Below are 19,635 nucleotides of genomic sequence, written 5' to 3'. Positions count from 1 at the left end.
GTCAAGACCTGAGCACGCGCACACCACGACGGCCCGGTGCCCCGGCGGAGGGATTCCGCCGGGGCACCGGGCCGTGCGCGAGAGGAGGGCTACTTCAGGGCGCCCGCCGTCAGGCCGGAGACGACCTGGCGCTGGAAGATGATGTACGCCGCCAGCACGGGCAGCATCGCGATCACCAGGCCGGCGAAGAGACCGGAGTAGTCGCCCTTGTAGCCCTGGCTGGAGGCCAGCTCCACCAGGCCCTGGGCCAGTACCCGCTTCTCCGGGTCGGTGTTCAGCACCGTGGGCAGCATGTACTGGTTCCACTGCCCCAGGAAGTTGAAGATGCCGACGCTGATCAGGCCGGGCTTGGCCATCGGCAGCATGACCTGGAAGAACGTGCGGGTGTGCGAGGCCCCGTCGATGATCGACGCCTCCGCCACCGAGGTCGGCAGCGTACGGAAGAACGAGGTCAGGAAGAACACGGTGAACGGCAGCGAGTACGCGATGTACACGAGGATCAGGCCGTGGATCGTGTTCAGCAGGCCCATGTTGTCCATGACGTAGAACAGCGGGACCAGCGCCAGCATGATCGGGAAGCTCATGCCGCCGACGAACAAGAAGTAAATGAAGCGGTTGCCCGGGAACTCGAAGCGGGCGAGCACATAGGCGGCCATGGACCCGAGCACCAGGGTGCCCGTGAGCGACCCGCCCACCACCAGGATGGTGTTCAGGAAGTACTCGCTCATGTGGGCCTGGCTCCAGGCCCGGCCCCAGCTGTCGAAGTTCAGCGAATCGGGCAGTGACCACGGGGTGTTGAAGATGTCCGCGTCGGTCTTGAACGAGGACATCACCGCCCAGAACAGCGGCAGGACGACCATGATCGCCCACAGGATCAGCATCCCGTGCGAGAAGACGTTGAGGACCTGGCCCTCGCTCTTCTTCGCGGGGGCCGAGGGGCTCTTGCCCACCGGCCCGGTGCGCTGGGCCGGCACCTTGGTCGCCGCGGCGTCGGAGGGGCCGGGGGGAGGGGTGTCAGTGGTCTTCATCAGAACTCCAGCCGCTCGCGTCGGCCCACCCGCATGACGATGGCGGCGAACGCCAGCGTCACGAGGAGCAGGGCGACACCGATCGTGGTCGCGTAGCCCGCCTGTCCGTCCCGGAACGCCGACTGGTACACGTACAGCGGCAGGACGGTGGTCGAGTAGTCGGGCCCGCCGGGACCGACGCTCATGATGTGGACGATCGCGAAGCCCTCGGCGCCGAGCGCCAGGATGCCCATGTAGACCCAGCCGGACTGGACCGTGTCCCACAGCAGGGGCAGCGTGATCCGGAAGAAGGTCGTGAAGCGGCTCGCCCCGTCCAGCAGGGCGGCTTCGTAGAAGTCCTTGGGGATGGAGGCCATGCCCGCGGAGAACAGCACCACGAAGAAGCCGGTCGTGCACCAGACGAGGACCGCCATGATGACCCACAGGGCCAGCTGCGGATCGCCCAGCCAGGTCGGCACGTCGTCGAAGCCGACGGCCTTGAGCGTGCCGTTGATCATGCCCTGGGCCGGGTCGAAGGCGAACTGGAACAGGATGGCCACGATCGCGATGGACAGCACCTGCGGGAAGAAGTACGCGATCTTGTAGAAGCCGGAGCCCCGTACGCCGGCGATCGCGGCGCCCTTGCGGCGCCGCCCGCCCACGTTGAGCATGAAGGCGAAGAAGAGCGCGAGCCCCAGCGTCACCAGCGGCAGCAGAATGGCCAGCAGCACGCTGTGCTGCAGCGATTTCCAGAAGATGTCGTCATCGAGCATCTTGGTGTAGTTGTCGAACCCGACCATCTTGAAGTCGGGACTCAACCCCGTCCAGTCCGTGAACGAGTAGTAGATGGACTGGATGAAGGGCCAGATGACGAAGATGACGTACAACGCCATCGGGACCACCAAGAACCCGATTATGAACCGGTATTTACCGTGTTGCATCGTTACCGACTCCGACCTTCCCCTGCTGCCCGCCGCTGGTGACGCGTGGTCACTGGTGCTTGAAGTGCTTGATGGACTGGTCCTTGGCGGTCGCGTCGGCGAAGGCCTGGATCTTCTTGATGGTCTCGGCCGGCTTGGCGCGGCCGGCCATCATCTCGCCGATCGCGGCGACGCCGATCTGCTCCTTCTGGAGCTTCACGTACCAGTCCTGCAGGCGCGGGTTGACCACGTTGGTGCCGGCCTTCTCCAGCGCGGCGACACCGGACTTCAGGCCGTCGGACAGCTCGATGCCGTCCGTGCCGCCGTTGAAGGCGGAGAGCGACTTGGTGCTGGTGGTGAAGGACTTGGAGGAGGCCTCGCTGAGCATGATGCGCAGCTGCTCCATGCCCCCCTCGGGGTTCTTCGCCTTGCTCGGGACGATGAACGGCTCGCCGCCGGACGCCCAGATGGTGCCGAAGGGCAGCGCGTCCGAGGAGTCGAGGCTGGAGGGAGCGCCCACGGACAGTTTGAAGTCCTTGGGGATGATCGCCGCTTCCTCGTTCTCGACCCAGGAACCGTTCGGGATGAACAGCGCCTTGCCACGGGCCCACGCGCCCTGGGAACCGCGGTGATCCAGGCCCGGGGTGCCATCGAGGATGTAGCCCTTGGCGACGAGCTCGTAGTACGCCTCGAAGGCCGCCTTGACCGCGGGGTGCTCCCAGGCCTTCGGCTCCAGGTTGTCGATCGCGTCGAGGACCTCGACGCCGCCGATCTTGCCGATGAAGGGGTACAGCGAGAAAGGGATGTAGTAGGGGTGCTTGCCCGGGTAGGTCCAGCCGGCGATGTCCTGCTTCTTCGCCTTCTCGCAGAGCGCGAGCATCTCGTCCCAGGTCTCCGGGTACGCGGAGTCGAGCTTCTCCAGCGCGGTCTGCGAGTACCAGACGCCGTAGACCGTGTACGCGTAGTACATGATCCAGACCGGGTCGCCGTCGAACTGGCCCATCTCGATGATGCCCGGCCGCAGGGTGTCGCGGACCTTCTTGGCGGGGTCGTCGATGGAGGGGGCGTCGAGCAGCGGGGTCAGGTCGGTGAGCTGCTTCTTGCCCACCAGGACGCCCATGTCCATCTGCTGGGCACCGGAGTTGTCGATCAGGTCCGGCGGGGTACCACCGTTGAACCGCGGCTGAAGAACCGACTGGATCTTCTGCGTCGCGGAGAACTTGACCTTCGCCTCGGGATAGGTCTTCTCGTAGACGGCCTTGGCGTCCTCGGCGTACTTGGTGCCGAAGCCACCGTCGAAGATGACGATCTCCAGCGGTGCGCTGCCGTTGACGGCCAGCGGGTTCTTCTCGGTCTTTTCGCCCTTTTCGACCTTGTCGTCGCTGCCGCTGTCGCCGCTCGCGCAGGCGGACAGGAAGCTCATCGTCGGAACAGCGATCAGGCCGAGTGCGGCAGAACGCTTGATCAGATCGCGACGGCCAAGGCCCTCATTGTTGTGGGCGGAGGTGGATCCCATGCTCAAGTCCTCGCCTTCTCCAGGACTCAGGCGGTGTACCGGTCACCCGTCGAAAACTCGCCTCAGGCGAAGGGCCCCGCCACCGCGGTCAGTTGCGCTTGGGTTGTGCGGATATGCAGATGTACCGGACGTGCCGGTGCCGTGGGGTGCCGGGAGACCGTACAGCGAGGACACCCCTGGCGTCCTCGCAACCGTCCCTGTTTCCCCCGCGCGCACGTCCGCGTGAAGCGGCCGTGCAGGTGCCGACAGGTATAGTCCACTTGTCGCCAACTGAGCAAGATCGAACGCAGGTTTGGGCGGCAGTCTTTCCCGAGTTGAGACCTCACGGACACCTCGGCACCCCGCACCCTCCTCCCGGGGCGACTATTTCCCCATACCGGCCGATTCGCCGAAGGGCCTCGCGGCAACACCCTTGACACGTCCCGTCACTTGGATCCCTACTGGACCTTGCATCCCAGTATGACAACGTTGTCCATGCATTTTCCCGGGGAGGAACGGCTCGGCATGCAGCCACCACGCGGCCTCAATCACGGATCCGACCAGGCCCCTCACGCGGTCCCCCGCCCGGCTCCCCGCCGGAGACGGACCCCCACAGCAGCCGCCCTGGCGGCGTCTCTCGCACTGGTGGTGATCGCCCCCGCGGTCGCCACCGCCCAGCCCTCCTCGCCGGACCGGAAACCATCCGGCGACCGGACGTTCAGCACCTCGTTCGAGGCGGACGAGAAGCAGCCGGACTGGCGCAGCACCGTCGAGGAGGGCCCCGACGGCGAGAAGCGCGCCTCGGGCGTCGACGGGGGCTTCTCCTCCGGCATACCGGGCAATGTCACCGACCGGGTGACGGAGCTTCGCGCGAGTGCCGAGAACACCGCGGGCGGCGAGGTCAAGGAGAACCTCGTCGATGTCGAGCCGGGCTCCAAGTGGCTGACGTTCAAGCCCACCGGCTGGGTCGAGTTCGATCTGGACGAACCCGTCAAGGTCGTGACGTACGCCCTCACTTCGGCCAACGACCACGCCGAGCGCGACCCGAGGGACTGGACGCTCAAGGGCTCGGCGGACGGCAAGGAGTGGACCGACCTCGACACCCGCACCGGCGAGACCTTCACCAAGCGGCACGGGACGAAGAGCTACGACTTCTCGGGCGACACCGCCTACCGGCACTTCCGCCTGGAGATCACGAAGAACAACGGCGCGGCTGACGCCCTCCAGCTCGCCGACGTTCAGTTCTCGAACGGTGACACCTCCGCGCCGGTCCCCGACGAGATGCGCAGCCAGGTCGACCGCGGCCCCTCCGGCTCCCCCACCGCGAAGTCCGGCGCGGGATTCACCGGAAAGAAGGCACTGCGTTACGCGGGCACCCACACGCCCGACGGACGCGCCTACTCGTACAACAAGATCTTCGACGTGAACACGGCCGTCACCAAGGACACCGAGCTGTCCTACCTGGTCTACCCGCAGATGGGCGAGACGGACCTGAACTATCCGGCCACGCACGTCGCGGTGGACCTCGCCTTCACCGACGGCACGTACCTGAGCGAGCTGAAGGCCACCGACAGCCACGGCGGGCTGCTGACGCCGCAGGGCCAGGCGGACGCCAAGCGCCTCTACGTCAACCAGTGGAACAAGGTCGCCGCCCGCCTCGGCACGGTCGCCGCGGGCAAGACCGTCGACCGGATCCTGGTGGCGTACGACTCCCCCAAGGGGAAGGCGAAGTTCCAGGGCTGGATCGACGACATCACGATCGCCCCGAGGAAGCCCGAGAAGCGCAAGGCGCATCTGTCGGACTACGCGCTGACGACCCGCGGCACCAACTCCAGCGGCGGCTTCTCGCGCGGCAACAACATTCCGGCCACGGCGGTCCCGCACGGCTTCAACTTCTGGACGCCGGTGACCAACGCCGGTTCGCTGAGCTGGCTGTACGACTACCACCGGGGCAACAACGCGGACAACCTCCCCACGCTCCAGGCCTTCAGCGCCAGCCATGAGCCGAGCCCCTGGATGGGCGACCGGCAGACCTTCCAGCTGATGCCGTCGGCGGCGAGCGGCACCCCGGACGCGTCCCGGACGGCCCGCGCGCTGCCGTTCCGGCACGAGAACGAGACGGCGAAGCCGCACTACTACGGCGTCACGTTCGAGAACGGCCTCAAGGCCGAGATGACGCCGACCGACCACGCGGCCCGGATGCGGTTCACGTACCCCGGCAAGGACGCGAGCCTGGTCTTCGACAACGTCACGAACGACGGCGGCATCACCCTCGACCCCAAGACCCGCTCCTTCTCCGGCTATTCGGACGTCAAGAGCGGCCTGTCCACCGGGGCGACCCGGATGTTCGTGTACGGCGTCTTCGACGCGCCGGTCACCGACAGCGGCAGGCTGAAGGGCGGCGGGGGCGACGACGTCACCGGGTTCTTCCGCTTCGACGCGGGCAAGGACCGCACGGTCAACCTGCGGCTGGCCACCTCGCTGATCGGGGTCGACCAGGCGAAGCAGAACCTGGCCATGGAGATCCCGGAGTCCGCCTCCTTCGACCGGGTGCAACGGGGGGCGCGGGGCGCCTGGGACGACATCCTGCGGACGGTCGAGGTCGAGGGCGCCGACGCCGACCAGCTGACGACGCTCTACTCCAGCCTCTACCGGCTCTACCTCTACCCGAACTCCGGCCACGAGAAGGTGAAGGGGAAGACCAGGTACGCCAGCCCCTTCTCCAAGGCGGTGGGCGAGAACACCCCGACGAAGACCGGCGCGAAGATCGTCGACGGCGAGGTGTACGTCAACAACGGCTTCTGGGACACCTACCGCACGACGTGGCCCGCCTACTCCTTCTTCTCCCCGAAGAAGGCCGGCGAGCTGGTGGACGGCTTCGTCCAGCACTACAAGGACGGCGGCTGGACCTCGCGCTGGTCCTCCCCCGGCGCGGCTGACCTGATGACCGGCACCAGCTCCGACGTGGCGTTCGCCGACGCGTACGTCAAGGGCGTGAAGTTCGACGCCGAGGCGGCGTACGACGCGGCCCTCAAGAACGCCACCGTGGCCCCGCCGTCCTCGGGCGTCGGCCGCAAGGGCCTTCAGACCTCGGTCTTCACCGGCTACGCGGACACCGAGACCCACGAGGGCCTGTCCTGGTCGCTGGAGGGCTACGTCAACGACTACGGCATCGCCCGGATGGGTCAGGAGCTGTACGAGAAGACGAGGAAGGCGCGGTACAAGGAGGAGTCCGAGTACTTCATGAACCGCGCGCAGAAGTACGTCAAGCTCTTCGACGACAAGGCCGGGTTCTTCCAGGGCAAGAAGCCGAACGGGGACTGGCGTCTGCCCTCCGGGGAGTACGACCCCCGCGTCTGGGGCTACGACTACACCGAGACCAACGGCTGGGGCTATGCCTTCACCGCCCCGCAGGACAGCCGGGGCCTGGCCAACCTGTACGGCGGCCGCGACGGTCTCGGCAAGAAGCTCGACACGTACTTCTCCACGCCGGAGACGGCGGGTCCGGAGTTCGTCGGCAGCTACGGCGGCGTCATCCACGAGATGACCGAGGCGCGTGACGTGCGGATGGGCCAGTACGGGCACAGCAACCAGGTCGCCCACCACGCCACGTACATGTACAACGCGGCCTCGCAGCCGCACAAGACGCAGGAGAAGGTCCGCGAGGTGCTGGGCCGGCTGTACGTCGGCAGCGAGATCGGGCAGGGCATCCACGGCGACGAGGACAACGGCGAGCAGTCGGCCTGGTTCCTCTTCTCCTCGCTCGGCTTCTACCCGCTGGTCATGGGCAGCGGGGAGTACGCGATCGGCTCGCCGCTCTTCAGAGAGGTCACCGTCCGCATGGACAACGGCCGCAAGCTGACCGTCAAGGCCCCGAAGAACAGCGACAAGAACATCTACGTGCAGGGCGTGAAGGTCAACGGCGAGAAGTGGACCTCCACGGCGCTCCCCCACGACGTCCTGGCCAAGGGCGGCACGCTGGAGTTCGACATGGGCCCGAAGCCGTCGGCATGGGGCACGGGCAAGGACGCGGCCCCGGTCTCCGTCCAGAAGGACGACAAGGTCCCGACGCCCAAGGGCGACGCGCTGAAGGGCGACGGCCCGCTCTTCGACGACACCTCCGCCACCTCGGCGACGGCCGAGTCGGTGGAGCTGCCGGTGTCCTCGGCCACGAAGGGCATCCAGTACACGCTGACGTCGGCGGCGGCCGACAAGGCGCCTGAGGGCTGGACGCTCCAGGGGTCGACGGACGGCGAGAAGTGGACGGACCTCGACCGCCGCTCGGGCCAGTCGTTCGCCTGGGACAAGCAGACCCGGGTGTTCTCGGTGGCGAAGCCCGGCTCGTACACGCAGTACCGGCTGGTGCTGACGGGTTCGGCGACGCTCGCGGAGGTGGAGCTGCTCTCCTGACCCGTACGCGATGGGCGTCGGCGGCCGGTACCCCGAGGGTGGGGTACCGGCCTCCGGCGTATCGGCGGCGGCCCTGACCCGGCAGGCCCTGGCCCGGCAGGCCCTGGAGGCTTTCGGGCAGGGCGACGTCAGTGCGGCTGGAGGCTTTCCGGCAAGGCCAGGTTGAGCGCGGCGACGACCGGCCGGCCGTGTTCGGTGCCGAGCCGGGAGAGGGCGCCGGTGGCGAGCTGGAAGAGCCGTCCCTCGGCCGGGGTCAGGCCGAGGTAGCGGGCGGTGAGGACGCGCAGGAAGTGCGAGTGCGCGACGAGCGCGATGTCCGCGCTCCCGATCCCGTCGGCGGCGGACCGGACGCCCGCGAGGACCTGGTCGGCCCGTTGCCCGATCTGGGCGGGGCTCTCACCCGGGTGCTCCTCGGAGCCGGGGTCGACGCCGTCGGTCCACAGGTTCCAGAAGGGCCGGGTGCGGCGGATCGCCGGGGTGGTGATGCCCTCGTAGCCGCCGTAGTCCCACTCCCGCAGCTCGGGGGTGACCCGGGGATCGGGGAGCCCGGCCAGCTCGGCGGTGCGGCGGGCCCGGATCATCGGGCTGGTGAGGGTGAGCCCGATGGTCCGGTCGGCCAGCAGCGGGACGAGCGCGCGGGCCTGCCGCTCCCCGACGTCGGTGAGCGGGAGGTCGGTGTAGCTCGTGTGCTGTCCGGAACGGGACCACTCGGTCTCGCCGTGCCGGATGAGGATCAGCTCGCCCATGGGGTCCGTTCGCCTTCTGTACAGGTGGTGCGGGTGGGGCCACGTACCGTAAGTCCCTCACCTGATCCTTTTCCCGTGGGGGGACCACATGTCCGACTACTTCCCGCCTCCGCCGCCCGAACAGCCGCAGCCGGAGCACCGGGCTCCGGTGGGTGCGCCGCCGCCTTCGCCGTGGGCGGCCCCGGCGGCGCCGCCGGGCAAGCAGCGTACGGGACTGATCGTGACGCTCGCCGTGGGCGGCGGGCTGGTCGTGGCGGGGGCGCTGGTGGCGCTCGTCCACTCGGTGATGGAGTCGGTCTCGGACTCCATCGCGCTGCCGCCCGGGCGGTCGGACGCGCCCTACTCCGAACCGTACGAGAGGGAGCCGTACGCCGAGGAGCCCCTGGAACCCGCCCCGCCCGGGCCGGCCGCCGGGGACGTCACGGTCACGAAGTGCACGCGCGACTCCCTGATCGGCTGGCCGCACGCCGACCTGAAGATCGTGAACAGGTCCGGAAGTCCGGCGGCGTACATCGTGTCCATCACGTTCGTGGACGCGGACGGCGCCGTGGTGTCCGACGGTATCGCGACCACCGAGGAGGTCGCCCCCGGCGCGTCGGTCGAGGTGAGGGCCCAGGGGTCCGGCGAGGTGGCCGCGGGCACGAGGTGCCGGATCGGCGAGGTCGATCGGCATGCGCTGTGACGGGCCGTTAGCCCGACAACACGCGGAAGGGCCGCACCCCGGGGAAACCCGGGATGCGGCCCTTCCTGCTCGGTCCGGCCCGCCTACTTGCGGATCAGGCTGCGGAGCACGTACTGCAGGATGCCGCCGTTGCGGTAGTAGTCCGCCTCGCCGGGGGTGTCGATGCGCACGACGCCGTCGAACTCCACACCGGTGTCGGTGGTGACCTTGACCGTGCGCGGGGTGGTGCCGTTGTTCAGCTCGGTGACGCCGGTGAAGGAGAAGGTCTCCTCGCCGGTGAGGCCGAGCGTCTCGGCGGTCTGGCCCTCGGGGAACTGGAGCGGGAGGACGCCCATGCCGATGAGGTTCGAGCGGTGGATGCGCTCGTAGGACTCGGCGATGACGGCCTTGACGCCGAGGAGCGCGGTGCCCTTGGCTGCCCAGTCGCGGGACGAACCGGAGCCGTACTCCTTGCCCGCGAGGATCGCGAGGGGGGTGCCGGCGGCCTGGTAGTTCTGCGAGGCGTCGTAGATGAACGACACGGGGCCGTCGCCCTGGGTGAAGTCGCGGGTGTAGCCGCCCTCCGTGCCCGGCGCGATCTGGTTGCGCAGGCGGATGTTGGCGAACGTGCCGCGGATCATGACCTCGTGGTTACCACGGCGCGAGCCGTAGGAGTTGAAGTCACGACGCTCGATGCCGTGCTCGGTGAGGTACTTGCCCGCCGGGGTGTCGGCCTTGATGGCGCCGGCCGGGGAGATGTGGTCGGTGGTGACCGAGTCGCCGAGCTTGGCGAGCACCCGGGCGCCGGTGATGTCCTCGACCGGGGTCGTCTCCATCGTCATGCCCTCGAAGTACGGGGGCTTGCGCACGTAGGTGGACTCGGAGTCCCACTCGAAGGTGTTGCCGGTCGGGATCGACAGCGCCTGCCACTGGGCGTCGCCCGCGAAGACGTCCTTGTAGGACTTGTTGAACATGTCCTCGCCGATGGCGTTCGCCACGACGTCGTTGACCTCGGCCTCGGAGGGCCAGATGTCGGTCAGGTAGACCGGCTTGCCGTCCTGGTCGACGCCGAGGGCGTCCTTGGTGATGTCGACCTTCATCGAACCGGCGATGGCGTACGCGACGACCAGCGGCGGGGACGCCAGGTAGTTCATCTTGACGTCGGGGTTGATCCGGCCCTCGAAGTTACGGTTGCCGGAGAGCACCGAGGTGACCGCGAGGTCGTTCTCGTTGACCGCCTTGGAGACCTCGTCCGGCAGCGGGCCGGAGTTGCCGATGCAGGTGGTGCAGCCGTAGCCGACGAGGTTGAAGCCGACCTTGTCCAGGTACGGGGTCAGACCCGCCTTGTCGAAGTAGTCGGTGACGACCTTCGAGCCCGGGGCGAGGGTGGTCTTGACCCACGGCTTGCGGGTCAGGCCCTTCTCGACCGCCTTCTTCGCCACGAGCGCGGCGGCGACCATGACGTAGGGGTTCGAGGTGTTGGTGCAGGAGGTGATCGCGGCGACGGTGACGGCGCCGTGGTCGATCTCGTACGTCGAGCCGTCGGGGGCCGTGACCGTGGTCGGCTTCGACGGGACGCCGTTGGAGGAGGCCGGGGAGTCGGAGGCCGGGAAGGACTCCTTGCCCGCCTCCTCGTCGTCGGCGACGTAGTTGCGGACGTCCTGGGCGAACTGCGCCTTGGCGTTGGCCAGGACGATGCGGTCCTGCGGACGCTTCGGGCCGGCGATGGAGGGGACGACCGTGGAGAGGTCGAGCTCCAGCTTCTCGGAGAAGTCCGGCTCGGCGGCCGGGTCCAGCCAGAGGCCCTGCTCCTTGGCGTACGCCTCGACGAGGGCGACCTGCTGCTCGTCGCGGCCGGTCAGACGCAGGTACTTCAGCGTCTCGTCGTCGATCGGGAAGATCGCCGCGGTGGAGCCGAACTCCGGCGACATGTTGCCGATGGTGGCGCGGTTGGCGAGCGAGGTGGCGGCGACGCCCTCACCGTAGAACTCGACGAACTTGCCGACGACGCCGTGCTTGCGGAGCATCTCGGTGATGGTCAGCACGAGGTCGGTGGCCGTGGTGCCGGCCGGGAGCTCGCCGGTCAGCTTGAAGCCGACGACGCGCGGGATGAGCATGGAGACCGGCTGGCCGAGCATCGCGGCCTCGGCCTCGATGCCGCCGACGCCCCAGCCCAGCACGCCGAGACCATTGACCATGGTGGTGTGCGAGTCGGTACCGACGAGGGTGTCGGGGTACGCCTGGCCGCCCCGGACCATGACCGTACGCGCCAGGTGCTCGATGTTCACCTGGTGGACGATGCCGGTGCCCGGGGGGACGACCTTGAACTCGTCGAAGGCGGTCTGGCCCCAGCGCAGGAACTGGTAGCGCTCCTTGTTGCGGCCGTACTCCAGCTCGACGTTCTGGCCGAAGGCTTCCTTGGTGCCGAACTTGTCGGCGATGACGGAGTGGTCGATGACCAGCTCGGCCGGGGCCAGCGGGTTGATCTTCGCCGGGTCCCCGCCGAGCTCCTTGACGGCCTCACGCATGGTGGCGAGGTCCACGACACACGGCACGCCGGTGAAGTCCTGCATGATCACGCGGGCCGGCGTGAACTGGATCTCCTGGCTGGGCTGCGCCTGGGAGTCCCAGCCGCCGATGGCCCGGATGTGGTCGGCGGTGATGTTCGCGCCGTCCTCGGTACGGAGCAGGTTCTCCAGCAGGACCTTCAGGCTGTACGGGAGGCGCGCGGAGCCCTCTACCTTGTCCAGCTTGAAGATCTCGTACGACTCGTCGCCCACGCGCAGCGTGCTGCGGGCGTCGAAGCTGTTCGCCGACACGACAGTCTCCTTCTTCAATGTGCGCGTATCTCCGCGCCGCGCCTCATTGGCAGTCGGCGCCGCGTTTTGCCGTCTACTGCCCCGACCATCCGCTAAGGTAAGGGTTACTTAGGTAACCCTTACCGGGTGGCGACTGCGGTGCGCCTCGGCAGATATCTCGATGTCGAGATAACTCTAGTACATAGCCGCCGCTCGGTCATGCCCAGGTGCCCCACCACACCGTCCGTGACCGCCGTCATCCGATCGAGGCGCCTGACAGCGAACCCAGCCGTTCCGGCTTCCTTGCCGGCGGACCTGGACGTACGGGGACCGCGTGACGGCCCGGTCCGAGGACGTGGCTGACGTACGACCGAGTCGCTGAACGGATCGAGCCGAAGGGCGGATCGAGCCGAAGGACGCTGAGGCGTTCGAGATCACCCGCCTGGCCTGCGACCGGGCGGGGTGGGGGTTCGAGCGGGTCGGGGCGCCAGGGGCAGTGCTGCTGGCGCATGTCCGTTGGCCGTCGCGCTACCGGCATCCCCGGTGCCGACGCGGGCTGGTCGTGGACCACCTCCTGGGGCTCAAGACGTTCCCCGTGTCGTCCCACCTTCTATGGCTCCGGGCCGTGTCCGCCGAGGGACTGGCGGTCGTGTTGACCCGCAGGTCAGCGCCGCCTGCCTGCCGACTGACTTCGCTGTCCGAGGACATCGGTGTCCTTGGACCTTCAACCCAGGCGTTCGACACCGACCCAGTCGCTTCGGCTTTCTTGCCAGTGGACCCAGGCGTACGAGGCGCGTCGTCCTCCGACGTTCCGTCACTCCTCGGGTGGAGCGGTTGGAGTCGCTCTCGCCCGCCCGGCGGAGGCGGTTCAGTACGCGGAGGGATCCTGACCGGCCTCGTCGGCTGCGAGTCTCGAAGCGCGGGCCGTCCGGCCCTCTGACGTCAGGAGCGCAGATGTCCATGACCAGGCCGACCACGACGAACGAAGGACCGGCACACGCGCCACGCGGAGAGGGGCGTCTGCGGCGGGCGTGGCGTGCGGCTCACGAGCCCGCCGCAGGGGTACCGCGCTGGGCCCGCCGGGTCGCCTACACCGTGCCGCTGGTGGTGCTCCCGTCCGGAATCTGGCGCCTGGGCGTGCTGTTCTCCGAGGACAAACGGGGCGGGGCCATCGAGGACTGGGCGATGAACGGCTACATCGTCCTCCTCACCCTCCTCTCCGAGGTCCTCGCGTTCACGGCCGTCGGGCTGGTCGCCCGCTGGGGCGAGGTGTTCCCGCGCTGGATGCCGAGGCTGCGCGGGCGCCGGGTACCGACAGCCGCCGCGGTCGTCCCGGCCACGATCGGGGCGACGATCCTGACCCTGGTCTTCACAGTCATCGCGACCGTCACCACGGTCACCCAGTCCAAGACCAATGGCGATCCGCTGCCGGCCGACTTCCCGAGCAAGGCCGGTGGCTGGGAGACCGTCTACTTCTACGCCGCCTACGTGCCCCTGGTCCTGTGGGGCCCGATGCTCGGCATCCTCACGTACGCGTACTGGCGTCGGCGCGGGTCGGCGACGACCGGGCCGCTGCTGCCGACGACGGTCGGCACCAGGTGGTAGGCGTTCCCCCGGGGCCACGGTGTCGACGGACAGAGCCGGCTCCACGTGATCCTCTGCCCATCACATCAGTCGCCGCAGGCCAGGGCGCGTCGGACGACCGGCTTCGTTGTCCAAGGACCTCACCACACCGCCGGACGCGCGCTACGCCGCGGTCGCGAGCGGGATCCCGCCGGTAGAGTCCGGGGGAGAACGACATCACTTGGGGGATTGATGACGACACCGGACGCGTCACCCATGGCCGCGGACGCACTGCCCATGGTCTTCGTGCACGGGACACGTTTCAGCGCGGGTCAGTGGAGCAGCCAGCTCGCCGCGCTCCGGAAGGAATTCCCGGTGGCCGCCGTCGATCTGCCGGGCCACGGAGCGCGCTCGGACCAGCCCTGGAGCATGAGCGCCGCGACCGGGATCATCGCCTCAGCGGTGGACTCGCTCGGCCGCGGACCTGCCCTGGTCGTCGGACACTCACTCGGCGGATACGTCGCGCTGGAGTTCGCTCGACGCCACCCGGAGCGGCTGCGGGGACTGGTCCTCGCCGCTGCCAGCGCCTCCACCCGCGGCGCGTGGGCAGCGCCGTACCGGTGGGCCACCGGACTGGTGCCCCGTATACCGGCGGACCGCCTGGCCCGGTGGAACGACTGGTTGCTGCTGCGGCTCTATCCGCCGGAGGTGGTGGAGGCGACCATCAGCTCCGGGTACGCCTTCCACACCCTGCCCGCCGCCTGGGGTGAGGTACTGGGGCGCTTCGACGCGGGTGCGATGCGACACGTGGCGGCACCGGCACTGATCCTCAACGGCGAGAAGGACAGCGTCTTCCGGTCCGGGGAGGCGGACTTCGCCCGCGCGCACCGGCACGCCCGTGTCGAACTGATCCCGCGGGCAGGGCACCTCGCGAACTTCGACGCGCCGGAAGCCTTCACCGATGCCGTACGCCGCTTCGCGCGGCAACTCACCGCGACCGGCTGAGCGCCACGCCCACAACGCGCCCGTACCCGGGACGGAGTGCCCGGAGCACGCCCGCACGCGGGACGGAGTGCTCAGACCACGCCCGCACGCAGAACGCGGTCGAGCGCCGCCCTGCCCGCGGGCCCCCAGGTCGGCTTGCCGCCGGGAAGTCCCCGGTCGCCGTTCCGGCCCATGAGCATGAGGACCAGGCTTTTCATGGCGGCCAGCCCGCGGGCGCGCCGGGCCATCGCCTCGTCCGCACGCCCGTACACCTCGAAGAACCGTGGGGCGGCGCCCTCCGGGAGGATGACCCAGGCGGCCGCGAGGTCCCACGCCGGATCGCCGGCGAACAGGTCGCCGAAGTCGATCACGCCCGAGAGCGTCCCGTCCGACACGACGACATTCGCGGGGTGGAGGTCACCGTGCACCCATACCGGCGGCCCCTCCCATCCCGGAGCCGCGACCGCGTCGTCCCAGACGGCCCGGACCTCGTCGGCGACGCCGTCGGGGACGACGGCGTGGAAGAAGTGGTCGAATCCCTCCGTGTGCACACGGGGATGACCACCTCGGTCCGAACCGGCCGGAGCGTCGACGGGCGCCTCCACGTGGAGCGCCCGGAGGAAGTCCGCCAGCACGACGGCCGCATGGTCACCGCGGCTGATCGAGGTGCGGTCCAGGGGCTCGCCGGGGACCCACGTCATGATCGTCCAGGGCTTCGGGAAGCGCGCTGACGGCTCCCCGGCCCGTACGGGGTTCGGGACGGGCAGCGGCAGGCGAGGAGCCAGGACCGGCAGCCACCGGCGCTCCTTGAGCTGAAGTTCCGGAGCGCGTTCCGTACGCGGCATGCGGACGGCCAGCTCGCCCCCGAGGCGCCACTGCTGGTTGTCCCATCCGCCCGCGACCTCCCGGACGGCCAGCCCCGCGAGGTCCGGATGCTGCTCCTGGAGCAGACCGCGGACCAGGTCCGCCGTGATCTCGATCTCGAAGTCGGTCATGCGGAGCCACGGTAGTGGGGTGGACGCGCCGGACGGGACTCGGGACCGCCCGGCGTGGGCGGGCCCCGGGGGCGTCAGTCGAGACAGAACTCGTTGCCCTCGACGTCCTGCATCACGAGGCAGGACTCGTTCTCCTCGTCGGCGAGCAGCAGTTCCCCGCGCACCGCGCCGAGCGGGATCAGCCGCGCGCATTCGGCCTCCAGCGCGGCGAGGCGCTCCTCGCCGACGAGTCCGGTGCCGACACGGACGTCGAGATGCACCCGGTTCTTGACGACCTTGCCTTCGGGAACGCGCTGGAAGTACAGCCGCGGGCCCACACCCGAGGGGTCCTGGCAGGCGAATCCCGCGTCCCGCTTCTCGGGCGGCAGTGAGAGGTCGTACTCGTCCCACGTGGCGAACCCCTCCGGCGGCGGCGGTACGACGTACCCCAACACCTCGCACCAGAAATACGCGACGCGCGAGGGTGACGCGCAGTCGAAGGTGATCTGTACCTGCCTGATCGGAGCCATCGGGCCACCCTAGTTGCACACCCGTTCGTCGGCCTCCGAGTTTCCCCCCGCAGGATGCGTAGGAGACAGGAGTCGTGCGCGTCGCACCGCGGCCGGAAAAAGGGGAAGCGGCGTGCGAAGTGCGCTGAAAGGATGACGAACTCCAGGGCCGACCGACACAGCGCGGCACACGGGCCGGGCCAGGTGGGCCTGGCCCAACCGGCTCGGCTCGGCCCACCCGGCCGGGCCACTTGGCCGGCTCGACCCAACCGGCCCGGCCACCTGGCCCGTCCGGCAACCCAGCACGATCAGCACACCCAGACAGACCCGGCGCGACCGGCGGGCCCGCACGCCCACCACGCGCCCCAGCACCAGGAGACGTACCCACCGTGACCCGCACCAGCGCCGTTTCACTGATCCGTTCCCGCACGCTCTCCGATGTGGCCGAGTACGCCTACGCGGCCACCGCGCCCGCCGAGTCCCGGCTGATCTTCCTCGCCGGTTCGTGTCCGCTCGACGAGCACGGCGACACGGTCGCCGTCGGGGACTACGCGGGCCAGGCGGCGAAGTCCGTGGAGAACCTGCGGACGGCACTCGCCGACGCGGGCGCTTGGATCGAGGACGTCATCAGCACGCGGGTCCTCGTGGCATCGGCTCGGCAGGAGGATCTCGTGGCCGCCTGGGAGGTGGTCCGGGACTCCTTCGGCGACCACGACGTGCCCAGCACCCTGATGGGCGTCACCGTGCTCGGCTACGCGGACCAGCTCGTCGAGATCGAAGCCGTGGCCGCCGTCCTCGACGCCCCGACGCCCTCGGCGTAGTGGCGGTGTGAACCTCCGCGCCCCCTCACACCGAAGGGTGCGAGGGGGCGCCGTCGGGCGTGGCGCTCACCCCGTACGGACGCGCGGACCGCGCCCTTCACTCCGGCGCGCGCCACGATGGGGAGGAGAGGCCACCTGCGCGGAGCCGGTACACACCCGTCACTCGAACGGCACACCCCCACAGCAGCCTCATCTCATATCTGAGATAACCTGCCGTCATGTCAGACGATTACCTCGTACGCATCGGCAAGCTCATCCGTGACGCCCGTCAGCACCGGGGCTGGACACAGACGCAGCTGGCCGAGGCGCTCGCCACCAGCCAGAGCGCCGTCAACCGCATCGAGCGTGGCAACCAGAACATCAGCCTTGAGATGATCGCCCGCATCGGTGAAGCACTCGACAGCGAGATCGTGTCACTCGGTTACGCCGGACCCATGCATCTGCGGGTCGTCGGCGGCCGGCGGCTCTCCGGGGCCATCGACGTCAAGACCAGCAAGAACGCCTGCGTCGCGCTGCTGTGCGCCTCGCTGCTCAACAAGGGTCGGACGGTCCTGCGCCGGGTGGCCCGGATCGAGGAGGTGTTCCGGCTCCTGGAGGTGCTGAACTCCATCGGGGTCCGCACCCGCTGGGTCAACGACGGCGTGGACCTGGAGATCGTGCCGCCCGCGCAGCTTGACCTGGAGGCGATCGACGCCGACGCCGCGCGCCGCACCCGCTCGATCATCATGTTCCTGGGTCCGCTGCTGCACCGGACGGAGCAGTTCACCCTGCCGTACGCGGGTGGCTGCGACCTCGGCACCCGCACCATCGAGCCGCACATGATCGCGCTGCGCCGGTTCGGCCTGGAGATCGCCGCCACGGAGGGCCTGTACCACGCCCAGGTCGACCGCTCCGTCTCCCCGGGCCGGCCCATCGTACTGACCGAGCGCGGCGACACCGTGACCGAGAACGCCCTGCTGGCCGCCGCCCGCCACGACGGTACGACCGTCATCCGCAACGCCTCCTCCAACTACATGGTCCAGGACCTGTGCTTCTTCCTGGAGGCGCTGGGCGTGCGGGTCGACGGGGTCGGCACGACGACGCTCACCGTGCACGGGGTCCCGCAGATCGACGTGGACGTGGACTACTCCCCCTCCGAGGACCCGGTCGAGGCGATGAGCCTGCTGGCCGCCGCGGTGGTGACCGAGTCCGAACTCACCATCCGACGGGTGCCGATCGAGTTCCTGGAGATCGAGCTCGCGGTCCTGGAGGAGATGGGCGTCGACTGCGACCGCACCCCGGAGTACGCCGCCGACAACGCGCGCACCCGCCTGGTGGACCTGACCGTGCGGCCCTCCAAACTGGAGGCGCCGATCGACAAGATCCACCCGATGCCGTTCCCCGGCCTCAACATCGACAACGTCCCGTTCTTCGCGGCGATCGCCGCCGCCGCGCACGGCCAGACCCTGATCCACGACTGGGTCTACGACAACCGCGCGATCTACCTCACCGACCTCAACCGCCTCGGCGGCCGCCTCCAACTCCTCGACCCGCACCGGGTCCTGGTAGAGGGCCCGACCCGCTGGCGCGCCGCGGAAATGATGTGCCCGCCGGCGTTGAGGCCCGCCGTGGTGGTGCTGCTGGCGATGATGGCGGCGGAGGGCACCTCCGTACTCCGCAACGTCTATGTGATCAACCGCGGTTACGAGGAGCTGGCCGAGCGGCTCAACTCGGTGGGCGCGCAGATCGAGATCTTCCGGGACATCTGACGGGCGGGGTGTTGTGCCCCTTGAAGGCAAGGGGCACAACACCTCAACATGCCAGCTGACCTGCGGATATGCACTTCACAACCCTCCACTGATCACTGTTGTTTTTCAGCACCTTGTGCAACGCACGTGCAAGATGATCTTGAACGGCTGATGATGCGTCAGAGATGACTGAGCATCCGTCAGCCATCACGGAGGGTTCTCGCCGAAGTGGCCTCGCAACGTCCGATGTCGGTCGTGCCACGCCGACCTCGTGTGGTCGACGAGGTGAACAGTCATCTGCCCGACGTCTCCGGCCTCGCGACGCAGCCCGGGGTCCGGCCGCGCATCCGAGTCCTCCGGCTGACCACTTCGCCACGCAGAAGAGGACCCGCACCACGTGGGCGCGGGTCCTCTGTCGTAGACGGGCGCCGTGTCACGGGCTCAGCCTGCGCCCACCTCGTGGGAGCACCCGCCATGACGTCCGGGCCGGCGGGGTGTCGGGCCGCCCTACGATGAGCAGCGTGACAAGCCTCCGCGCCCCAGGCTCTGGCCCTCAGCACATAGCCGTGGGGACCGCCGAGACCGACCGACAGCTGACCGACTCCACCCGCCTGATGTACTCCTCCGACATGGCCGCCTTCACTGCCTGGTGCGCGAGCGTCGGTCGGCGGCCGCTGCCTGCTACCCCGGAGACTGTCCCTGAGTACGTGGCGTACTTGACCGTAACCCCGTCACCGCCGGACGAGGGTGACGGCCGGGGCGGTGTGCTTCTCGCGGGCCATGACGTGGGCCTGTACGCGGACGCTTGAGGCGAGGACCACGGGGCCACTGGAGCGTTCGGCCTCAGCCATCGCTCGGCCGACCGCGAGCCAGGCGTTGCCCTGGTCGTGCTGTTTGAGCAGCAGGCTGGTCGAGTTCTGGTAGGCCGTGGCCAGCAACGCGGCGCGGGCGTATCCGTCGTCCCCTTCGTTGGCGGCCGGCCGGAGGTCGGCGATCAGGCCGGGCAGGATGCGTGTTCGG

General features: G+C 69.0%; 13 protein-coding genes and 1 pseudogene. 6 read left to right on the top strand and 8 right to left on the bottom strand.

Translation table 11 applies throughout. The annotated features are described in order from the left end of the window. Positions 1–89: 89 nt before the first annotated feature. Genes ACIRJT_RS18290 through ngcE form a run of 3 tightly spaced genes read right to left on the bottom strand, consistent with a single transcriptional unit; the run spans position 90 to position 3,443 of the window. Complete coding sequence (locus ACIRJT_RS18290; RefSeq protein WP_403910368.1) at positions 90–1,028, bottom strand: carbohydrate ABC transporter permease; 939 nt, start codon at positions 1,026–1,028, stop codon at positions 90–92. Next, positions 1,028–1,948 (bottom strand): carbohydrate ABC transporter permease, encoded by a 921-nt coding sequence (locus ACIRJT_RS18285; RefSeq protein WP_403910366.1) that lies wholly within the window; start codon positions 1,946–1,948, stop codon positions 1,028–1,030. The genes ACIRJT_RS18290 and ACIRJT_RS18285 overlap by 1 nt, the downstream gene beginning before the upstream one ends. 49 nt (positions 1,949–1,997) lie before the next feature. After that, complete coding sequence (ngcE, locus tag ACIRJT_RS18280) at positions 1,998–3,443, bottom strand: N-acetylglucosamine/diacetylchitobiose ABC transporter substrate-binding protein (RefSeq protein ID WP_403910364.1); 1,446 nt, start codon at positions 3,441–3,443, stop codon at positions 1,998–2,000. Between the two features lie 504 nt (positions 3,444–3,947). Here ngcE and ACIRJT_RS18275 point away from each other — a divergent pair. Continuing rightward, the gene (locus ACIRJT_RS18275; RefSeq protein WP_403910362.1) at positions 3,948–7,832 is read left to right on the top strand and encodes a GH92 family glycosyl hydrolase; all 3,885 of its coding nucleotides are present in this window, start codon (positions 3,948–3,950) and stop codon (positions 7,830–7,832) included. Between the two features lie 128 nt (positions 7,833–7,960). Here ACIRJT_RS18275 and ACIRJT_RS18270 read toward each other — a convergent pair whose 3' ends face one another. Continuing rightward, a complete protein-coding gene (locus ACIRJT_RS18270) occupies positions 7,961–8,578 on the bottom strand; it encodes a histidine phosphatase family protein (protein WP_403910360.1) in 618 nt (205 codons plus the stop codon). Positions 8,579–8,666: 88 nt separating this feature from the next. Between ACIRJT_RS18270 and ACIRJT_RS18265 the strand changes: the two genes are divergently transcribed. Beyond that, on the top strand, positions 8,667–9,260 hold the full coding sequence (locus tag ACIRJT_RS18265) for an FxLYD domain-containing protein (RefSeq protein ID WP_403910358.1): 594 nt from the start codon (positions 8,667–8,669) through the stop codon (positions 9,258–9,260). Between the two features lie 83 nt (positions 9,261–9,343). Here ACIRJT_RS18265 and acnA read toward each other — a convergent pair whose 3' ends face one another. After that, on the bottom strand, positions 9,344–12,058 hold the full coding sequence (gene acnA, locus ACIRJT_RS18260; RefSeq protein ID WP_403910357.1) for an aconitate hydratase AcnA: 2,715 nt from the start codon (positions 12,056–12,058) through the stop codon (positions 9,344–9,346). A gap of 933 nt (positions 12,059–12,991) precedes the next feature. On the opposite strand from acnA, the gene ACIRJT_RS18255 reads away from it, so the two are divergent. Continuing rightward, on the top strand, positions 12,992–13,642 hold the full coding sequence (locus ACIRJT_RS18255; RefSeq protein WP_403910355.1) for a hypothetical protein: 651 nt from the start codon (positions 12,992–12,994) through the stop codon (positions 13,640–13,642). A gap of 210 nt (positions 13,643–13,852) precedes the next feature. Beyond that, positions 13,853–14,605, top strand: coding sequence for an alpha/beta fold hydrolase (locus ACIRJT_RS18250; protein WP_403910353.1), 753 nt, complete (start codon positions 13,853–13,855; stop codon positions 14,603–14,605). Positions 14,606–14,676: 71 nt separating this feature from the next. Here the strand turns inward: ACIRJT_RS18250 and ACIRJT_RS18245 are convergent, their stop codons facing one another. Continuing rightward, entirely contained in the window at positions 14,677–15,579 is a 903-nt protein-coding gene (locus ACIRJT_RS18245) for an aminoglycoside phosphotransferase family protein (RefSeq protein WP_403910351.1), read from the bottom strand. A gap of 74 nt (positions 15,580–15,653) precedes the next feature. After that, a complete protein-coding gene (locus ACIRJT_RS18240; protein ID WP_403910349.1) occupies positions 15,654–16,088 on the bottom strand; it encodes a VOC family protein in 435 nt (144 codons plus the stop codon). Positions 16,089–16,456: 368 nt separating this feature from the next. On the opposite strand from ACIRJT_RS18240, the gene ACIRJT_RS18235 reads away from it, so the two are divergent. Both ACIRJT_RS18235 and ACIRJT_RS18230 read left to right on the top strand, forming a co-directional pair. Continuing rightward, a complete protein-coding gene (locus ACIRJT_RS18235; RefSeq protein WP_403910347.1) occupies positions 16,457–16,888 on the top strand; it encodes a RidA family protein in 432 nt (143 codons plus the stop codon). Between the two features lie 218 nt (positions 16,889–17,106). Next, on the top strand, positions 17,107–18,636 hold the full coding sequence (locus ACIRJT_RS18230) for a helix-turn-helix domain-containing protein (RefSeq protein WP_403910345.1): 1,530 nt from the start codon (positions 17,107–17,109) through the stop codon (positions 18,634–18,636). A 716-nt stretch (positions 18,637–19,352) separates the two neighbouring features. Here the strand turns inward: ACIRJT_RS18230 and ACIRJT_RS18225 are convergent. After that, positions 19,353–19,625 (bottom strand): annotated as a pseudogene (locus tag ACIRJT_RS18225) (heavy metal transporter CzcB); the annotation flags it as partial. Positions 19,626–19,635: the final 10 nt, after the last annotated feature.

The organism is Streptomyces sp. NPDC102283, from assembly GCF_044766265.1.
Taxonomy (GTDB): Bacteria; Actinomycetota; Actinomycetes; order Streptomycetales; family Streptomycetaceae; genus Streptomyces.
Note: the sequence above shows the minus strand (reverse complement) of the source record. Positions and strands in the feature narration are given on the sequence as shown.

What these genes read in the sequence shown, in the direction of transcription:
- ACIRJT_RS18240 (WP_403910349.1), bottom strand. Translation starts at nt 16,088, where the DNA reads ATGGCTCCGATCAGGCAGGTACAGATCACCTTCGACTGCGCGTCACCC.
- ngcE (WP_403910364.1), bottom strand. Translation starts at nt 3,443, where the DNA reads ATGGGATCCACCTCCGCCCACAACAATGAGGGCCTTGGCCGTCGCGAT.
- ACIRJT_RS18265 (WP_403910358.1), top strand. Translation starts at nt 8,667, where the DNA reads ATGTCCGACTACTTCCCGCCTCCGCCGCCCGAACAGCCGCAGCCGGAG.
- ACIRJT_RS18285 (WP_403910366.1), bottom strand. Translation starts at nt 1,948, where the DNA reads ATGCAACACGGTAAATACCGGTTCATAATCGGGTTCTTGGTGGTCCCG.
- ACIRJT_RS18275 (WP_403910362.1), top strand. Translation starts at nt 3,948, where the DNA reads ATGCAGCCACCACGCGGCCTCAATCACGGATCCGACCAGGCCCCTCAC.
- ACIRJT_RS18245 (WP_403910351.1), bottom strand. Translation starts at nt 15,579, where the DNA reads ATGACCGACTTCGAGATCGAGATCACGGCGGACCTGGTCCGCGGTCTG.
- ACIRJT_RS18230 (WP_403910345.1), top strand. Translation starts at nt 17,107, where the DNA reads ATGTCAGACGATTACCTCGTACGCATCGGCAAGCTCATCCGTGACGCC.
- ACIRJT_RS18290 (WP_403910368.1), bottom strand. Translation starts at nt 1,028, where the DNA reads ATGAAGACCACTGACACCCCTCCCCCCGGCCCCTCCGACGCCGCGGCG.
- ACIRJT_RS18255 (WP_403910355.1), top strand. Translation starts at nt 12,992, where the DNA reads ATGTCCATGACCAGGCCGACCACGACGAACGAAGGACCGGCACACGCG.
- ACIRJT_RS18270 (WP_403910360.1), bottom strand. Translation starts at nt 8,578, where the DNA reads ATGGGCGAGCTGATCCTCATCCGGCACGGCGAGACCGAGTGGTCCCGT.
- ACIRJT_RS18250 (WP_403910353.1), top strand. Translation starts at nt 13,853, where the DNA reads ATGACGACACCGGACGCGTCACCCATGGCCGCGGACGCACTGCCCATG.